Genomic DNA, 13,700 nt, shown 5'->3' with positions numbered 1-13,700 from the left:
AACTTTCTCGATGTTCCTCTCATATGGCGGCAATCGGCCAAAACGTCCAGTTTCACCGGTGTGAAGCCGGGCCGTAGAGGGTTGTGCAAATGAGCGACGAATATTCCGCTCAGCGCACTTGTTTCGCCGGAAACGATTTGCTACAGGCCCCGGGCCGGACGGTTCCGGCTCCTACCACGTGCGGTCGTGGCGGAATTGGTAGACGCGCAGCGTTGAGGTCGCTGTGGGGCAACCCGTGGAAGTTCGAGTCTTCTCGACCGCACCAAACCTTCTCCAAAGGCCTTGGAATTAGCGCTACCCTGCGACTGTTGTCGTTGCTGCCTGCGGTGCTCGTTTGCCAAACGAAAAGCGGCGGCGGGTCATGAAGACCGCGCCACCGCCTGGTATTCCTAGCCGGTTCAAAAGCTCGGGCTGGATCACGCCGCCTTCTTCGTCCGCGCCAGCGTGTCCGCCACCACTTCGCCGAAGGAGGCGGGGGTCGGCACGATGACGACGCCGGCTTCCTTGAGGATCTCGACCTTTTCCTGGGCCGATTCGCCGAACGCCGAGATGATCGCGCCGGCATGGCCCATGCGGCGGCCTTTCGGGGCGGAGAGCCCGGCGATGTAGGCGATCAGGGGTTTGCGCATGTTGTCGCGCGCCCAGATCGCGGCTTCGGCTTCCTGCGGGCCGCCGATCTCGCCGATCATCACCACGGCGTCGGTGTCGTCGTCGCGCTCGAAGAGCTGCAGAATGTCCTTGAAGGACGAGCCGTTGATGGGATCGCCGCCGATGCCGACGCTGGTCGACACACCTATGCCCAGCGCCTTCATCTGCGATGCGGCTTCATAGCCCAGCGTGCCGGAGCGGCCGACAATGCCGACGCGTCCCGGCAGATAGATGCTGCCCGGCATGATGCCCATTAGCGCCTGTCCGGGCGTGATGACGCCGGCGCAGTTCGGGCCGACGAGGCGCATGCGGTCCTCGAAGCGGTAGCGGCGCATGTAGCGCTTGACCTGCATCATGTCCTGCGAGGGGATGCCGTCGGTGATGCAGACGCAGAGCTTTATCCCGGCATCCGCCGCTTCCATGATCGAATCGGCGGCGAAGGGCGGCGGCACGAAGACGATGCTCGCCTCGGCGCGGGTCTCGCGCACCGCGCCCTTGACGGTGTTGAAGACCGGCAGGCCGAGATGCATCTGGCCGCCCTTGCCGGGGGTGACGCCGCCGACCAGCTTGGTGCCGTAGCGCTTCATGTCTTCCGCATGGAAGCTGCCGATCTTGCCGGTGAAGCCTTGCACGATGACGCGGGTGCTGCGGTTGAGCAGGATTGCCATTTTCTCGACCTCCCTCAGGCTGCTTTCTTGTTCTTGGTGGCTTCGCGCCAGGCGGCGACGGCCTTTTCGGCGGCCTCGGCCAGCGTGTCGGCGACGATCACCGCCTCGCCGGAGTCGGCCAGGATCTTGCGCCCTTCCTCGACCTTGGTGCCGGAAAGGCGCACCACCAACGGCACGTCGACGCCGACCTCGCGGATCGCCTTGATGACGCCTTCGGCCACCCAGTCGCAGCGGTTGATGCCGGCAAAGATGTTGACCAGGATGGTCTCGACTTGTTTGTCGCCGAGCACGGCGCGGAAGGATTTTGCCACGCGCTCCGGCGAGGCGCCGCCGCCGATGTCGAGGAAGTTGGCCGGCTCGCCGCCGGCGATCTTGATCATGTCCATCGTCGCCATGGCGAGGCCAGCGCCGTTGATGATGCAGCCGATATTGCCGTCCAGACCGACATAGGAGAGGCCGCGGTCGCTGGCGAAGGTCTCGCGCGGGTCTTCCTGGCTTTTGTCGCGCAGCTCGGAGATTTCCGGGCGGCGGAACAGCGCGTTCTCGTCGAACGACATCTTCGCGTCGAGCGCGACCAGGCTGCCGTCGCGCGTGACCACCAGCGGATTGATCTCCAGCATCGAGGCGTCGTAGTCGCGGAACACCTGGTAGCAGCCGAGGATGGTTTCCGTCGCCTTGCCGATCAGGCCGCTTTCGAGCCCGAGGCCGAAGGCGATCTCGCGCGCCTGAAAACCCTGCATGCCGACACCGGGATCGACGGTGGCGCGGATGATGGAATCCGGCTGCTTTTCGGAGATGTCCTCGATCTCCATGCCACCGGCTGCCGACGCCACGATCATGACGCGCTCTTCCTTCCGGTCGAGCACAAAGCCGAGATAGAGCTCCTGCGCGATGTCGACGGCTTCCTCCAGATAGAGGCGCGAGATCAGCTTGCCGCGCGGGCCGGTCTGCTGCGTCACCAGCTTGCGTCCGAGCATGGCTTCGGCGGCGTTGGAGATCTCCTCGTCATTCGAGCAGAGTTTTATCCCGCCGGCTTTGCCGCGCGCGCCGGAATGAACCTGCGCCTTCAGCACCCATTTCGAGCCGCCGATCTCGCGCGCGCGGTAGGTCGCCTGCTCGGGGCTGTAGGCGAGGCCGCCGCGCGGCACATGCACGCCGTGGCGGGCAAGCAGTTCCTTGGCCTGGTATTCGTGGATGTCCATCTTGTCCTCCCAGTTTTTTTACTGCGCGGCGTGAACCTGGCCGGCGCGCTCGATCGCTTCGTTGACCACCAGCACATTGCGCGCCATGCGTTCCGACGCGGCGTCGATCATCTTGCCGTCGAGCGCGGCTGCGCCCTTGCCCAGCGCCTCCGCTTCCTTCAGCACCTCGAGGATGCGGCGGGCGCGGGTGACCTCTTTCTCCGGCGGCGAAAATACGTCGTTGGCGAGAGCGATCTGCGAGGGATGGATCGCCCATTTGCCTTCGATGCCGAGGGCCGCGGCGCGCCTGGCGGCCGCCTTGTAGCCTTCAGGATCGGAGAAATCGCCGAACGGCCCGTCGATGGCGCGCAAGCCATAGGCGCGGCAGGCGACCGTCATGCGCGACAGCGCGAAATGCCATTGGTCGCCGGGATAGTCAGGGTTCAACCCGCCGATGTTGACTGTGCGCGCCTTGTTGCTCGCGGCATAGTCGGCGACGCCGAAATGCATCGCTTCGAGACGTCCGGGCGTGGCGGCGATCGCCTCGACATTGGCCATGCCGAGCGCGGTCTCGATCAGTGCTTCGAGGCCGACGCGGGTCTTAAAGCCCTTGGCCATCTCGATCTGGTTGACCATGGCCTCGACCATATAGAGGTCTGCGGGAACGCCGACCTTCGGCACCAGGATGGTGTCCAGCCGGTCGCCGGCCTGTTCCATGACGTCGACGACGTCGCGGTACATGTAATGGGTGTCGAGGCCGTTGATGCGCACCGAGACGGTCTTGCCTTTGGCGCGCCAGTCGATGTCGTTCAGCGCCTGGATGATGTTCTTACGGGCGCGCTCCTTGTCGGGCGGCGCCACCGCGTCCTCGATGTCGAGGAAGACGAAGTCGGCGGCGCTGTTCGCGGCCTTGTCGATCATCTCCGTGCTGGAGCCTGGAACGGCCAGCTCGCTGCGCTGGAGCCTGAGTTTCTTCAGGTGGTGGATGGTGTGGCTCATGGTGCGCCCCTTATGCCGCCTTGGCGACCGGCATTTCGGCCGTGCGGCGGAAGTGCTCGATCGCCGCCGCCACGCCTGAGCCCGGCGCCAGGCGCACGCCGCAATCGAGCAGCGCCATTTCGGCCGCCGACAGCGAGGCCAGCACCATCACTTCGTTCAGCCAGCCGAGATGGCCGATGCGGAAGACCTTGCCGGCAACCTTGTTGAGGCCGCCGCCAAGCGATGTCTGGTATGCGCTGTAGGCGCGCTTGACGACGTTGGCGCTGTCGATGCCTTCCGGAACCAGGATGGCGCTGACCGTGTCGGAGTGCCATTGCGGCGCCTTGGCGCAAAGCTTCAGGCCCCAGGCGTCGACCGCCTTGCGCACGCCTTCGGCGAGCCGATGGTGGCGGGCGAAGATGTTCTCCAGCCCCTCCTCGGCGATGAGGTCGAGCGAAGCGCGCAGGCCGCGCAGCAGCTGCGTCGCCGGCGTGTAGGGGAAATAGCCCGCGTCGTTGGTGCGGATCATGTCCTCGAAGGAGAAGTAGCAGTGCCGGTGCGTCGCGACCCGCGAAGCGGCAAGCGCCTTCTGGCTGACCGACAGGAAGCCGAGGCCGGCGGGCAGCATGAAGCCCTTCTGCGAACCGCTGACGGCGCAATCGACGCCCCATTCCTCCTGGCGAAAATCGATCGAGCCGATCGAGGACACGCCGTCGACGAAAAGGAGTGCTGGGTGGTTCGTGGCATCGAGCGCGGCGCGGCAGCCGGCGACGTCGCTGGTGACGCCGGTCGCGGTCTCGTTCTGAGTGCAGAAGACGGCCTTGATGCGGTGCGCCTTGTCGGCCTTCAGCCGCTCCGCATAGAGGTCGAGCGGAACGCCGGTGCCCCACTCGCAATCGATGACATCGACGTCGAAGCCGAGCCGCTCGGCCATGTCGACCCACAGATGCGAGAACTGGCCGAAGCGCGACATCAGCACCTTGTCACCGGGGCTGAGCACGTTGGTCATCGCCGCTTCCCAGGCGCCAGTGCCGGAGGACGGATAGATGAAGACGCGGCCGGTCTCGTTCTTGAAGACTCGTCTGATGTCCTCGAACAGCGGCAGCGTCAGGTTGGGGAAGGAGGCGGCGCGCATATCCTCCATCGGCAGGTTCATGGCCTGCCGGACCTGCTCCGGAATGTTGGTGGGCCCCGGGATGAAAAGATGCGTGAACCCAGCCATGCGAAATTCCTCCGATCGTTTTTGATTGTGGAGGAAGTTTCGTCCTGGCGAGGCTCGCCAACAACACCTTGCTGGGTAAGTTGTTGGCCCTTGCGGGTGGGATGGACCTACCCGTCTGGCCTACCCGATCGGCCTACCCGGCAGGCGATTTGGACGTGCGTTGTTTCTCGCTGGAATAGAGCGCGACGGCCATGGCGCGATTGCGCACGTCCAGCTTGTCGTAGAGATTCTTCAGGTGGTACTTCACCGTGTTCTCGGAAATCCCTGTACGCGTGGCGATCTGCAAATTGGTCCAGCCGTCGGACAGCACCGCCAGCAGTTCCCGCTCGCGCACGGTGAGCCGGGACAAGGGCGTGTCGTTGACCTTGTTGATGTCGATATAGGGAATGCAGATGCGGCCATGCGCGACCGCCAGGATCGTCTCGAAGATCACCGGCGGCTCGTCGAACTGGAAGCAATAGCCTTGAGCGCCGAGGCGCACGCATTGCTTCAGGATGCCGATGTCGTGGTCGTTGGAAAAGATCGTGATGCGCACGCCAAGCTCGCGGCTCTGAACTTCCGTCAGCACGTCGGCGCCGTCCATGTCGGCGAGCTTCCAGCCGACGACGGCGACATCGAACTGTGTGGCAGTGGCCATATCCAGGAATTGCGCGCCGCTGTGCACAACACCGAGCAGATCGAAGCGGCCGTCGCATTCCAGCATTTCGCGCAGCGCCGAAACGACGAAAGGATTGCGTTCGGCGACGACCACGCGAACGCGCTGCCCGCCAGCTGTTTCTTCCGTTTTCCGCGACGCGAGGTTCAAGGCCTGCCGCTCACCTTTTCGATTCCACCCATTCGTCGGCCTCTTCGCACCGTGCCATGACAATTCTGCCTCAACGGGGAAGGGGTGCTCTTTCCCCAGCGACATGCGCTGTCGCGTCGGCTGGAGGGATTGTCACAGCCGCGACGCGGGCGCCGCGCGCTGCTTCCGAGAGGTTGCGAGGCAAAGGCGACCGTCACATTTCCTTGGCTATTCCGCGCGCTAGAGCGACATCTTTCGAAGACGAATCCTGCCACCGCGCTATCTGCAGCACAGGGTTTGGATTTCCCGAAAAGCGGTTTCCACTTTTCGGGATCATGCACTAGACCTCATTTCGGGATTCCTCGATGCGGGAGGCGCTGGTGGAAGGCCAGAACAGACAGACGACCGATGTCGCGCCCGCCGAGGAGCATCACGCCGACATCTATGGCGAGGACGGTGCCGTGCGCGCCTCCTTCCTTGCCCAGATCGGCGCAGCGATCGCCGACCGCGACACGATCACCCTCAAGCGCGAAGTCGACGACCTGCACCAGTCGGAACTCGGCGATGTGCTGGAGGCGCTTCATCCCGAACAGCGCCGGGCGCTGGTCGAATTGCTCGGTTCCGACTTCGACTTCTCCGCGCTGACCGAGGTCGACGAGGCGATCCGCCTCGACATCGTCGACAATTTGCCCAACGCGCAGATCGCGCAGGCGGTGCAGGAGCTCGATTCCGACGACGCCGTCTACATTCTCGAGGACCTCGAGAAGGAAGACCAGGACGAGATCCTGTCGCAGCTGCCCTTCACCGAGCGCATCAGGCTGCGGCGCGCGCTCGACTATCCGGAAGAAACCGCCGGCCGGCGCATGCAGACCGAGTTCGTCGCCGTGCCGCCGTCCTGGACGATCGGCCAGACCATCGACTACATGCGCGAGGACAAGAACCTTCCCGAGCGCTTCAGCCAGATCTTCGTCATCGATCCGAGCTTCAAGCTGCTCGGCGCCATCGACCTCGATCAGATCCTGCGCACCAAACGCGCGGTCAAGGTCGAGGAGGTCATGCATGAGACGCTGCATGCGATCCCGGCCACGATGGACCAGGAAGAGGCGGCCCGCGAGTTCGAGCAGTATAATTTGCTCTCCGCCGCCGTGGTCGACGAGAACGGGCGGCTGGTCGGCGTGCTGACCATCGACGACGTGGTCGACGTCATCCAGGAGGAGGCGGAGGAGGACCTTCTGCGCATGGGCGGCGTCGGCGACGAAGAATTGTCCGACACCGTGCTCGCCACCTCGCGCTCGCGCGTGCCCTGGCTGCTGGTCAATCTGCTGACCGCCTTCCTCGCCGCGTCGGTGATCGGCCTGTTCGACCGCACGATCGAGCATATCGTGGCGCTTGCCGTGCTAATGCCGATCGTCGCCGGCATGGGCGGCAATGCCGGCTCGCAGACCATGACCGTCACCGTGCGGGCGCTGGCGACCAGGGACCTCGATATCTACAATGCCGCGCGCATCATTCGCCGCGAGCTCGGCGTCGGTTTCATCAACGGCGTGGTGTTCGCGGTGCTGATCGGCATGGTCGCCGGATTCTGGTTCCGCGACCCCAATCTGGGCGGCATCATCGCGGCGGCGATGATCATCAACATGTTCGCCGCGGCACTTGCGGGCATCCTGATCCCGCTGGTGCTTGATCGTTTCAAGATCGATCCGGCGGTTGCCTCGGCCGTCTTCGTCACCACCGTCACCGACTGTGTCGGCTTCTTCGCCTTTCTGGGGTTGGCGACGTGGTGGTTTAGAGTGCCCTAGGACAGTCGATATTCAGGTGAGGCCGGCCTGCAAATGGCGGTCTCTTGCGCTTCCGGTGCTCACGTACTTCAAGTACGCTCCGCTCCATTTTCGACTCGGCCTGACCTGAATCTCGACAGTCCTTTGGCGAAAGTCGCTTCAATTGACTTTTACGTAAATGCCGTGCGAGGCTGCCGCGGGGTCAGGTGCCGATTCCGGCGCTGCATGGGTATCACAGTAGGGAAGGGCGACGCTGAACGTGGCGATGCCTTGGCTTGGGAGTGGGAATGCGGGAATATTACACGATCACCGAGCTGACACGGGAGTTCGACGTGTCGACGCGGACGTTGCGTTTTTACGAGGACGAAGGGCTGGTGCAGCCGGTGAGACGCGGCCGCACGCGGCTATTCCGGCCGTCCGACCGGCATCTCATCCGTCAGATCATGCGGGGAAAAAGGCTCGGCTTCTCGATCAACGAGATCCGCGAGATCATCCAGATGTACAAGGAGCCGCCCGGCGAGGTCGGCCAGCTAAAGCTGATGATCCGGCGTATCGAGGAAAAGCGCGAGGATCTGCGCCAGAAGCGGCGCGACCTGGAAGAGACGTTGGCCGAGCTCGACCAGGCCGAGGAATCCTGCGTGGAGCGGCTGGCTGAACTGGGTGTGAATACGTAGGCATGGCTGCCGATGGCGGTTGGCTGGGCCTTCTGAATTCGTCATCCTAGGGCGGAGCAAGGAGCGAAGCGACGCGCGCAGACCCTAGGATCCATGCCGTGACGCTAAGGCGTGCAACGATTGCAGAATTCTGCGCCGTTGCGCTCTATGACGGAGGTCACGGCGATGGATCCTCGGGTCAAGCCCGAGGATGACGACGTCCCGAACGCTCAGGCTAATCGCCAGGCCACTCAACCTCAAATCCAGCGCCGGACCCGCTTGGCATAGTCCCGATATTTCTTGCCGAACTTCGCCGCCAGGATCTTTTCCTCCTTCTCGATCGCCAGCTTCTGCGTCGCGAAGGCGGCGAGGAAGGCGAAGATCAGGAACCAGGCGATGCCGGTGATGAAGGCGACGCCGATCAAGAGCAGCGTGTTGGCGAGATACATCGGGTTGCGGGTAATGCCGAAAGGACCCGACGTCACCAGGTGGTCGGGCTCGGCATTGGGGTCGAGCGTCGTCCTGGCCTTGAACATGGCGCGGATGGCCGTGATCCAGAGCATGGCGACGCCGAACAGTGCCACCCAGCCGACGCCGAACAGGAGATCGCCAAAAATGTCGCCGATCCAGGGCAGCGGATAGAGCATGCCGAGGACGACGCTCGCTGCGATCGCCACGACATAGATTATCGGCGGCCAGGGAATGATCCCGTGTCTGGGCTTTGCGATGCCCGTCATTGCTGCCCTCCCTGCATCTGGTCCTCGGTCGCGGCGGTGCAGGTTTCCGCAAGATCGGACAGGTGCGATTTCCAGACGCTGGACTGGTCGTTGGCGTAGAGCTTGTCGAGAGACCCTTCGCCCTTCAGCGTGTCCAGCATGCAGCCACAATAGCTCGTACAGAACTTGCTGTCGCGCTGCTGTTCGCACTGCGCCTGGCAAGCCGGCAGGAAACCGGCCTCCTTGTCCTGGGGGGCGGCGGGCATGACTTGCGAGAACAGCCAGACCGAGCCGAACAGAAGCGGCTGATGGATGAGGTAGAAGGCGAGGCTGTGGCGTCCGATGAAGGTCAGCGGGTTCGACCAGCGGCCCGGTATCCATGTCCCCAGCCGGGCAAGCAGGCCTGTGACGGAAGCCAGCTCGACCGCGGCGATGCCGGCAAGCACTGCGCCGAACCAGGGAAAGAGCGGCACATAGTCGTTGGAACGCGGGTTTGTGGCGGAGAGGCCGACCCACCACAGCGCCGGATGATCGAAGAATTCCGACCGCAGATAGTAGGGAGCTGCGATGACAGCGGCAGCGACGATTGCCGTCAGCAGCCAGGGCAGCCTGAGAAAGGCGAGGCCGAGCAGGCTTGCGAGCGCGATCTCGTGCAGGATGCCGAAGAAGATGAAACCGTCCGGCGTGACGAAATAAGTGACTGCCGAAATGGCGATCGCCGCCACGGCGACCATGGCGAAGCGCTTCCAGAAGCCTGGCCAGCGGATCTGGCGGCCATGGGCGAGGAAGAGACTGACGCCGACCAGGAACAGGAAGGTCGAGGCGATGCAGCGCGCATAGAATTTCCACCAGCCGAATGCGGTCAAAGCGGGCGCGGTATAGCCGAAATTCTCAAGATCCCAGGTGAAGTGGTAGCTCGCCATCGCGATCAGCGCGACGCCGCGCAGGATGTCGAAGGCGGCGATACGGCCCTGCTTGGTCGCGTCCTGAACGGGTTCGCTGGTCGTTTGAAGGCTCATCGTCAGGCAATCCGATTCAGTCGTGCCAAACGACTATCACGGTTCAAGCCGACGACAGAAGCAGGCGCCACCAATGCGTTTCATGGCAGCCATGAAATTTCGCTTTAGGCCAGCGGCGGAAAGCCTTTGGCAGGCTTCGCTTTTCGGCCTCCGGGGGTCGGTTTCCTGCTACTGGTCGGCTGCTGGTCCGGCCAGATTTGGGGAGCGATTCACGTCCCGGAGGGCCGATGTCCACCCATGTGCGCCATCCGATCTGGCTTCCGGCCCTGCGGCCGGCGGATGCGCGCACCTTCGCCTCGCTCTATGCGATGGAATCCTTCGCCCGCGCCACGATCTCCAGCGTGATCCCGATCCAAGCCTACGAGATCCTGCACAATGAGCGGATCGTCTCGATCCTCTACACCATCGTGTCGCTGATGGGCCTTTCGGTGACGCTGTTCATGCCGATGCTGATCCGCCGCTTCGCGCGGCGATGGGTCTACACGGCCGGCTGCGTGCTGCTGTCGATCGGCTCCGCCTTCTTCGTCACCCACACGCTGCCCGGACAGCTCGCCGGCATGCTCTGCCGCGTCATGGGGGCGAGCGCGCTGTCGATCACGCTCAACCTCTACATCATGGACCACATCCGCAAGACCGACTTCATGCAGGCGGAATCGCTGCGCATGGCCTGGTCGATGTTTGCCTGGACTGGCGGGCCGACGCTCGGCATCTTCCTTTACACGCATTTCGGCATCTATGCCGCGCATGGCGCGGTCGTGGTCTTTGCCTTCGCGCTGCTTTGCCTGTTCTGGTTCTACCGGTTGAGCGACAACCAGTCGATCCGGCCCGGCAAGTCGCGTCCCGGCAATCCGCTCGCCAATATCGGCCGCTTCGTGAAGCAGCCGAGGCTCTGGCTTGCATGGCTGATCGCCTTCGGCCGCTCCTGCTTCTGGACGACGTTCTTCGTCTACGGCCCGCTGTTCATGGTGATCACCGGCGAGGGCAAGCTTGCCGGGGGCCTGCTGGTTTCAGCCGGCAATGCGCTTCTGTTCATGGCGATCTTCTGGGGCAGGGCCGGCAGGCGTTTCGGCGGGCGCCGGGTCATGACCTTCGCCTATTTCGCCATGGCGGCCATGCTGTTCGCGGCAGGCGGTATCGGCGAGGCCGCTCCGCTGCTCACGGCCGCGCTGCTGCTCTTCGGCGCGCTCTTCACCATCGCCCTCGACGCGCTCGGCTCAACCGCCTTCATGCGCTCGGTTCGTTCGTACGAGAAGGCGCAGATGGCGGCGGTCTACCGCACCTATCTCGATTTCTCCGAGCTGACGCCGCCGCTCGTCTATTCGGTGGTGCTCACCTTCTTCGGCCTGGGATCGGTGTTCGTCACGCTCGGCATCCTGGCGGCCTTCTGCGGCTTCGTCACCTGGCGCTATCTGCCAAAGGCGTTTTGAACGCCGCGTGACAGCCGCGTACCCAGTTGTGGAAGCGGTGCAGCTCGTATTCTTCCGGCATCAGCACGCCGACTTCGTGGCGTATCGAGCGCAGGCCTTTCTGGTTGACCTCGCAGATCGCGGCGTCTTCCTCCAGCACCTGCGTGCCGAAGGCGACGATGTTGTCGATATCGGTCTTTCCCAGCGCTTCCGGCGCGAACAGCCATTCCGCGGTGAGCTCGGTCTGCTCTGGGCCGAGCGGGGCGAGCCGCACGGTGCGCATGTAGTCGACATGTGCGACGATGAACATCGAGGGCAATGAGGTCGCATAGATCTGGCCCGCGGCGCGTTCGGCCGGGGTCAGGCTCGGGAAGACCGGGCCATGGACGTGGCCGTCGCGCGACCAGGTTTCGGCGCCGGCGCGCAGGCGGCCGGAAAATTCCGGATCGTCATCGTCGGCGTGGCGCGCCCATTCGGGATCGTCATGCCTTGCCATCAGGCCGCGGCCGTAGATCGGCACCAGCCGCGACAGATCCTTGTGCACGCCCGGGCAGTGCAGGCACTCGTTGAAGTTCTCCCAGAAGATCTTCCAGTTGCAATTCATCACCTTGGTGAGCCGGTGGCCGGTGATGAGCGTTTCCAGCGGCCAATTGGAAAGATCGCCGGAGGCGCGATCGAACGAGCTTTCCGCCGAGCCTTCGGGCTCCTTGGCGAGGTTGATGAAGACGAAGCCGCGCCAGAGCGAGAGCGCCACGCGATAGAGCGGATAGTCGGCCTTGTCGAAGCCCTCGGGCAGCGATTTCGACGGCACGCGCACGAGATCGCCGCGCAGCGAATAGGACCATGCGTGGTAGGGGCAGGTCAGCAGCCTGGCCTTCAGCCGCCCGGCGCTGTCCTGGCAAAGCTGCGAGCCGCGATGCCGGCAGGTGTTGTGGAAGGCGCGCAAGGCCCCGGTCTCGTCGCGCAGAACTAAGATTTCCTGGCTGCCGATGCGGACCGTTCGGAAGGCAAGCGGCTCGGCGAGATCGGCCTCTCGGCAGACCATCAGCCAGTTTCGGTACCAGATGGCGTCCAGATCGCACCGGTAGGCGTCGGCATCCCAATAGGCCGCCGACGGCAAGGTCGGCTGGAGGCTGGTCAGGCCGTTGTAAGGATCGCGTTCGCTCGGATTGGGCTGCATCGGCTTCTCCGGTGACGACAGCCGACACCCGGGCAAAGCTGTTGTCAATTGCCGGCCCTCGCGGATTGTAGCGCCGGCGCAGGAACCTTAAGGTCGCGCGCATGCTGCCAAGAACCATGTCGCTTACCGAGGAACTGGTCGCCCGCTGCTTTCGCGTTGTCGAGGACAGCGGGCCCGATCCTGACGCCGAGCATCTGGATGACGCGGACTATGACGCTATGGTGCGCATGCTGGAGGCTCAGCTTCCCGAGAACGAACCGCTCTGGCTGTTTGGCTACGGCTCGCTGATCTGGAAGCCCGAGATCGAGCATGTCGAGGAGCGGGTCGCTCTGCTGCGCGGCTGGCACAGGTCCTTCTGCATGAAGATGACGCGTTGGCGCGGCACCAAGGAAAGCCCGGGCCTGATGATGGCGCTGGACCGTGGCGGACAATGCAAGGGCGTCGCCTTTCGGCTCGGCGATGGCGACCGGCGCGAGCAACTCGACAGGCTGCTGCGGCGAGAGGTGACGCTGAAGCCGACCAGCTATCATCCGCGCTTGATCAATATGATGAGCGATGCCGGTCCGTTGCGGGCGCTGGCCTTCGTTATCAACCGGCAGGGTACTACCTATGCCGGCCCGCTCACCGAGGAGGATGTTGTCGAGAGGCTCGCGACGTCCTGCGGCCACTGGGGCTCGGGCGCCGACTATCTTTACAACACCGTGAGGAATCTCGAGCTGCGCGGTATCCACGACGCTCATTTGTGGCGGCTGCAGCAGCTGGTCGCGGCGCGGATCGCCGCCTCTTAGCGCCGAGACGCTTGCCGCAATCGCGCCGGGACACGGCGGAAATTGGTTTGCCGGTGGTTGTGCTTCTGCCTAAAGTCGCGCCCCGTCAGCCGTTGGCTGCCGCAAGATTTCATCTAAGGACCAAGACAGCGAATGACCGGCGCGACAGCCGCGAGCGGCAACAAAGCTTCCGATCGCAAATTAACTTTGGTCTTGGGCGGTGCGCGCTCGGGCAAGAGTTCGCATGCCGAGAGCCTCACGATCGCCCATCCGTCGCCCTGGGCCTACATCGCCACGGCGCAGGCCTATGACGACGAGATGCGTGAGCGCATCGCGCTGCATCGGTCGCGGCGTGGCGAGGGCTGGGTCACCGTCGATGCGCCGCTCGACCTGGTGGGCGCGATCGAAGCCTTGCCGGATCACCAGTCGGTTCTGATCGATTGCCTGACTTTGTGGCTCACCAATCACATGCTGGCCGAACATGATGTCGAGGCCGAATGCCGGCAGCTGGCGGATGTGCTGTCGCGGCCGCGCGGGCCATGGTTCGTGGTTTCCAACGAAGTCGGGCTCGGCATCGTGCCCGACAATGCACTGGCACGCCGTTTCCGCGATGCTGCCGGACGGCTCAACCAGCAGGTCGCGGCGGTGGCCGACAATGTGCTGATGATGGTGGCGGGGCTGCCGCTCAAGGTGAAATGAC

General features: G+C 64.0%; 13 protein-coding genes and 1 tRNA gene. 6 read left to right on the top strand and 8 right to left on the bottom strand.

Annotation, left to right across the window (positions count from 1 at the left end; all coding sequences use genetic code 11):
- Window positions 1-180 precede the first annotated feature (180 nt).
- A tRNA-Leu gene (locus EJ068_RS03305) sits at window positions 181-265 on the top strand.
- 151 nt (window positions 266-416) lie between these two features.
- Here the strand turns inward: EJ068_RS03305 and sucD are convergent.
- The 5 genes from sucD to EJ068_RS03280 form a co-directional block, all read right to left on the bottom strand.
- Window positions 417-1,316, bottom strand: coding sequence for a succinate--CoA ligase subunit alpha (gene sucD / locus EJ068_RS03300; protein WP_127251973.1), 900 nt, complete (start codon window positions 1,314-1,316; stop codon window positions 417-419).
- 14 nt (window positions 1,317-1,330) lie between these two features.
- Window positions 1,331-2,518 carry a malate--CoA ligase subunit beta gene (locus EJ068_RS03295; RefSeq protein WP_127386206.1) on the bottom strand — a complete coding sequence of 396 codons (1,188 nt, stop codon included), beginning with the start codon at window positions 2,516-2,518 and terminating at the stop codon, window positions 1,331-1,333.
- 18 nt (window positions 2,519-2,536) lie between these two features.
- On the bottom strand, window positions 2,537-3,496 hold the full coding sequence (locus tag EJ068_RS03290; protein ID WP_127253136.1) for a CoA ester lyase: 960 nt from the start codon (window positions 3,494-3,496) through the stop codon (window positions 2,537-2,539).
- Between the two features lie 10 nt (window positions 3,497-3,506).
- On the bottom strand, window positions 3,507-4,697 hold the full coding sequence (locus EJ068_RS03285) for an aminotransferase class V-fold PLP-dependent enzyme (RefSeq protein WP_127253135.1): 1,191 nt from the start codon (window positions 4,695-4,697) through the stop codon (window positions 3,507-3,509).
- A 133-nt stretch (window positions 4,698-4,830) separates the two neighbouring features.
- Window positions 4,831-5,448: a response regulator transcription factor gene (locus EJ068_RS03280; protein ID WP_281059012.1), complete on the bottom strand. Its 618-nt coding sequence runs from the start codon at window positions 5,446-5,448 to the stop codon at window positions 4,831-4,833.
- 398 nt (window positions 5,449-5,846) lie between these two features.
- On the opposite strand from EJ068_RS03280, the gene mgtE reads away from it, so the two are divergent.
- Together mgtE and EJ068_RS03270 are read left to right on the top strand one after the other, a co-directional pair.
- The gene (mgtE, locus tag EJ068_RS03275; protein ID WP_245463332.1) at window positions 5,847-7,280 is read left to right on the top strand and encodes a magnesium transporter; all 1,434 of its coding nucleotides are present in this window, start codon (window positions 5,847-5,849) and stop codon (window positions 7,278-7,280) included.
- Window positions 7,281-7,546: 266 nt separating this feature from the next.
- Complete coding sequence (locus EJ068_RS03270) at window positions 7,547-7,933, top strand: MerR family DNA-binding transcriptional regulator (protein WP_095815511.1); 387 nt, start codon at window positions 7,547-7,549, stop codon at window positions 7,931-7,933.
- Between the two features lie 236 nt (window positions 7,934-8,169).
- Here the strand turns inward: EJ068_RS03270 and EJ068_RS03265 are convergent, their stop codons facing one another.
- Both EJ068_RS03265 and EJ068_RS03260 read right to left on the bottom strand, forming a co-directional pair.
- The gene (locus EJ068_RS03265) at window positions 8,170-8,649 is read right to left on the bottom strand and encodes an isoprenylcysteine carboxylmethyltransferase family protein (protein WP_126082130.1); all 480 of its coding nucleotides are present in this window, start codon (window positions 8,647-8,649) and stop codon (window positions 8,170-8,172) included.
- Window positions 8,646-9,647: a DUF1624 domain-containing protein gene (locus EJ068_RS03260; protein ID WP_126082131.1), complete on the bottom strand. Its 1,002-nt coding sequence runs from the start codon at window positions 9,645-9,647 to the stop codon at window positions 8,646-8,648. The genes EJ068_RS03265 and EJ068_RS03260 overlap by 4 nt, the downstream gene beginning before the upstream one ends.
- A gap of 227 nt (window positions 9,648-9,874) precedes the next feature.
- On the opposite strand from EJ068_RS03260, the gene EJ068_RS03255 reads away from it, so the two are divergent.
- A complete protein-coding gene (locus tag EJ068_RS03255) occupies window positions 9,875-11,074 on the top strand; it encodes an MFS transporter (protein ID WP_126082132.1) in 1,200 nt (399 codons plus the stop codon).
- Here the strand turns inward: EJ068_RS03255 and EJ068_RS03250 are convergent.
- Window positions 11,043-12,233, bottom strand: a complete 1,191-nt coding sequence (locus tag EJ068_RS03250) for an aromatic ring-hydroxylating dioxygenase subunit alpha (protein WP_127253131.1) — start codon at window positions 12,231-12,233, stop codon at window positions 11,043-11,045. The genes EJ068_RS03255 and EJ068_RS03250 overlap by 32 nt on opposite strands.
- Before the next feature lie 101 nt (window positions 12,234-12,334).
- Here EJ068_RS03250 and EJ068_RS03245 point away from each other — a divergent pair, with 101 nt between their 5' ends.
- Window positions 12,335-13,021, top strand: a complete 687-nt coding sequence (locus tag EJ068_RS03245; RefSeq protein ID WP_127386207.1) for a gamma-glutamylcyclotransferase — start codon at window positions 12,335-12,337, stop codon at window positions 13,019-13,021.
- Between the two features lie 132 nt (window positions 13,022-13,153).
- On the top strand, window positions 13,154-13,699 hold the full coding sequence (cobU, locus tag EJ068_RS03240) for a bifunctional adenosylcobinamide kinase/adenosylcobinamide-phosphate guanylyltransferase (RefSeq protein ID WP_127252819.1): 546 nt from the start codon (window positions 13,154-13,156) through the stop codon (window positions 13,697-13,699).
- Window position 13,700 lies beyond the last annotated feature (1 nt).

The organism is Mesorhizobium sp. M2A.F.Ca.ET.043.02.1.1 (assembly GCF_003952405.1).
Classification (GTDB): Bacteria; Pseudomonadota; Alphaproteobacteria; order Rhizobiales; family Rhizobiaceae; genus Mesorhizobium.
Note: the sequence above shows the minus strand (reverse complement) of the source record. Positions and strands in the feature narration are given on the sequence as shown.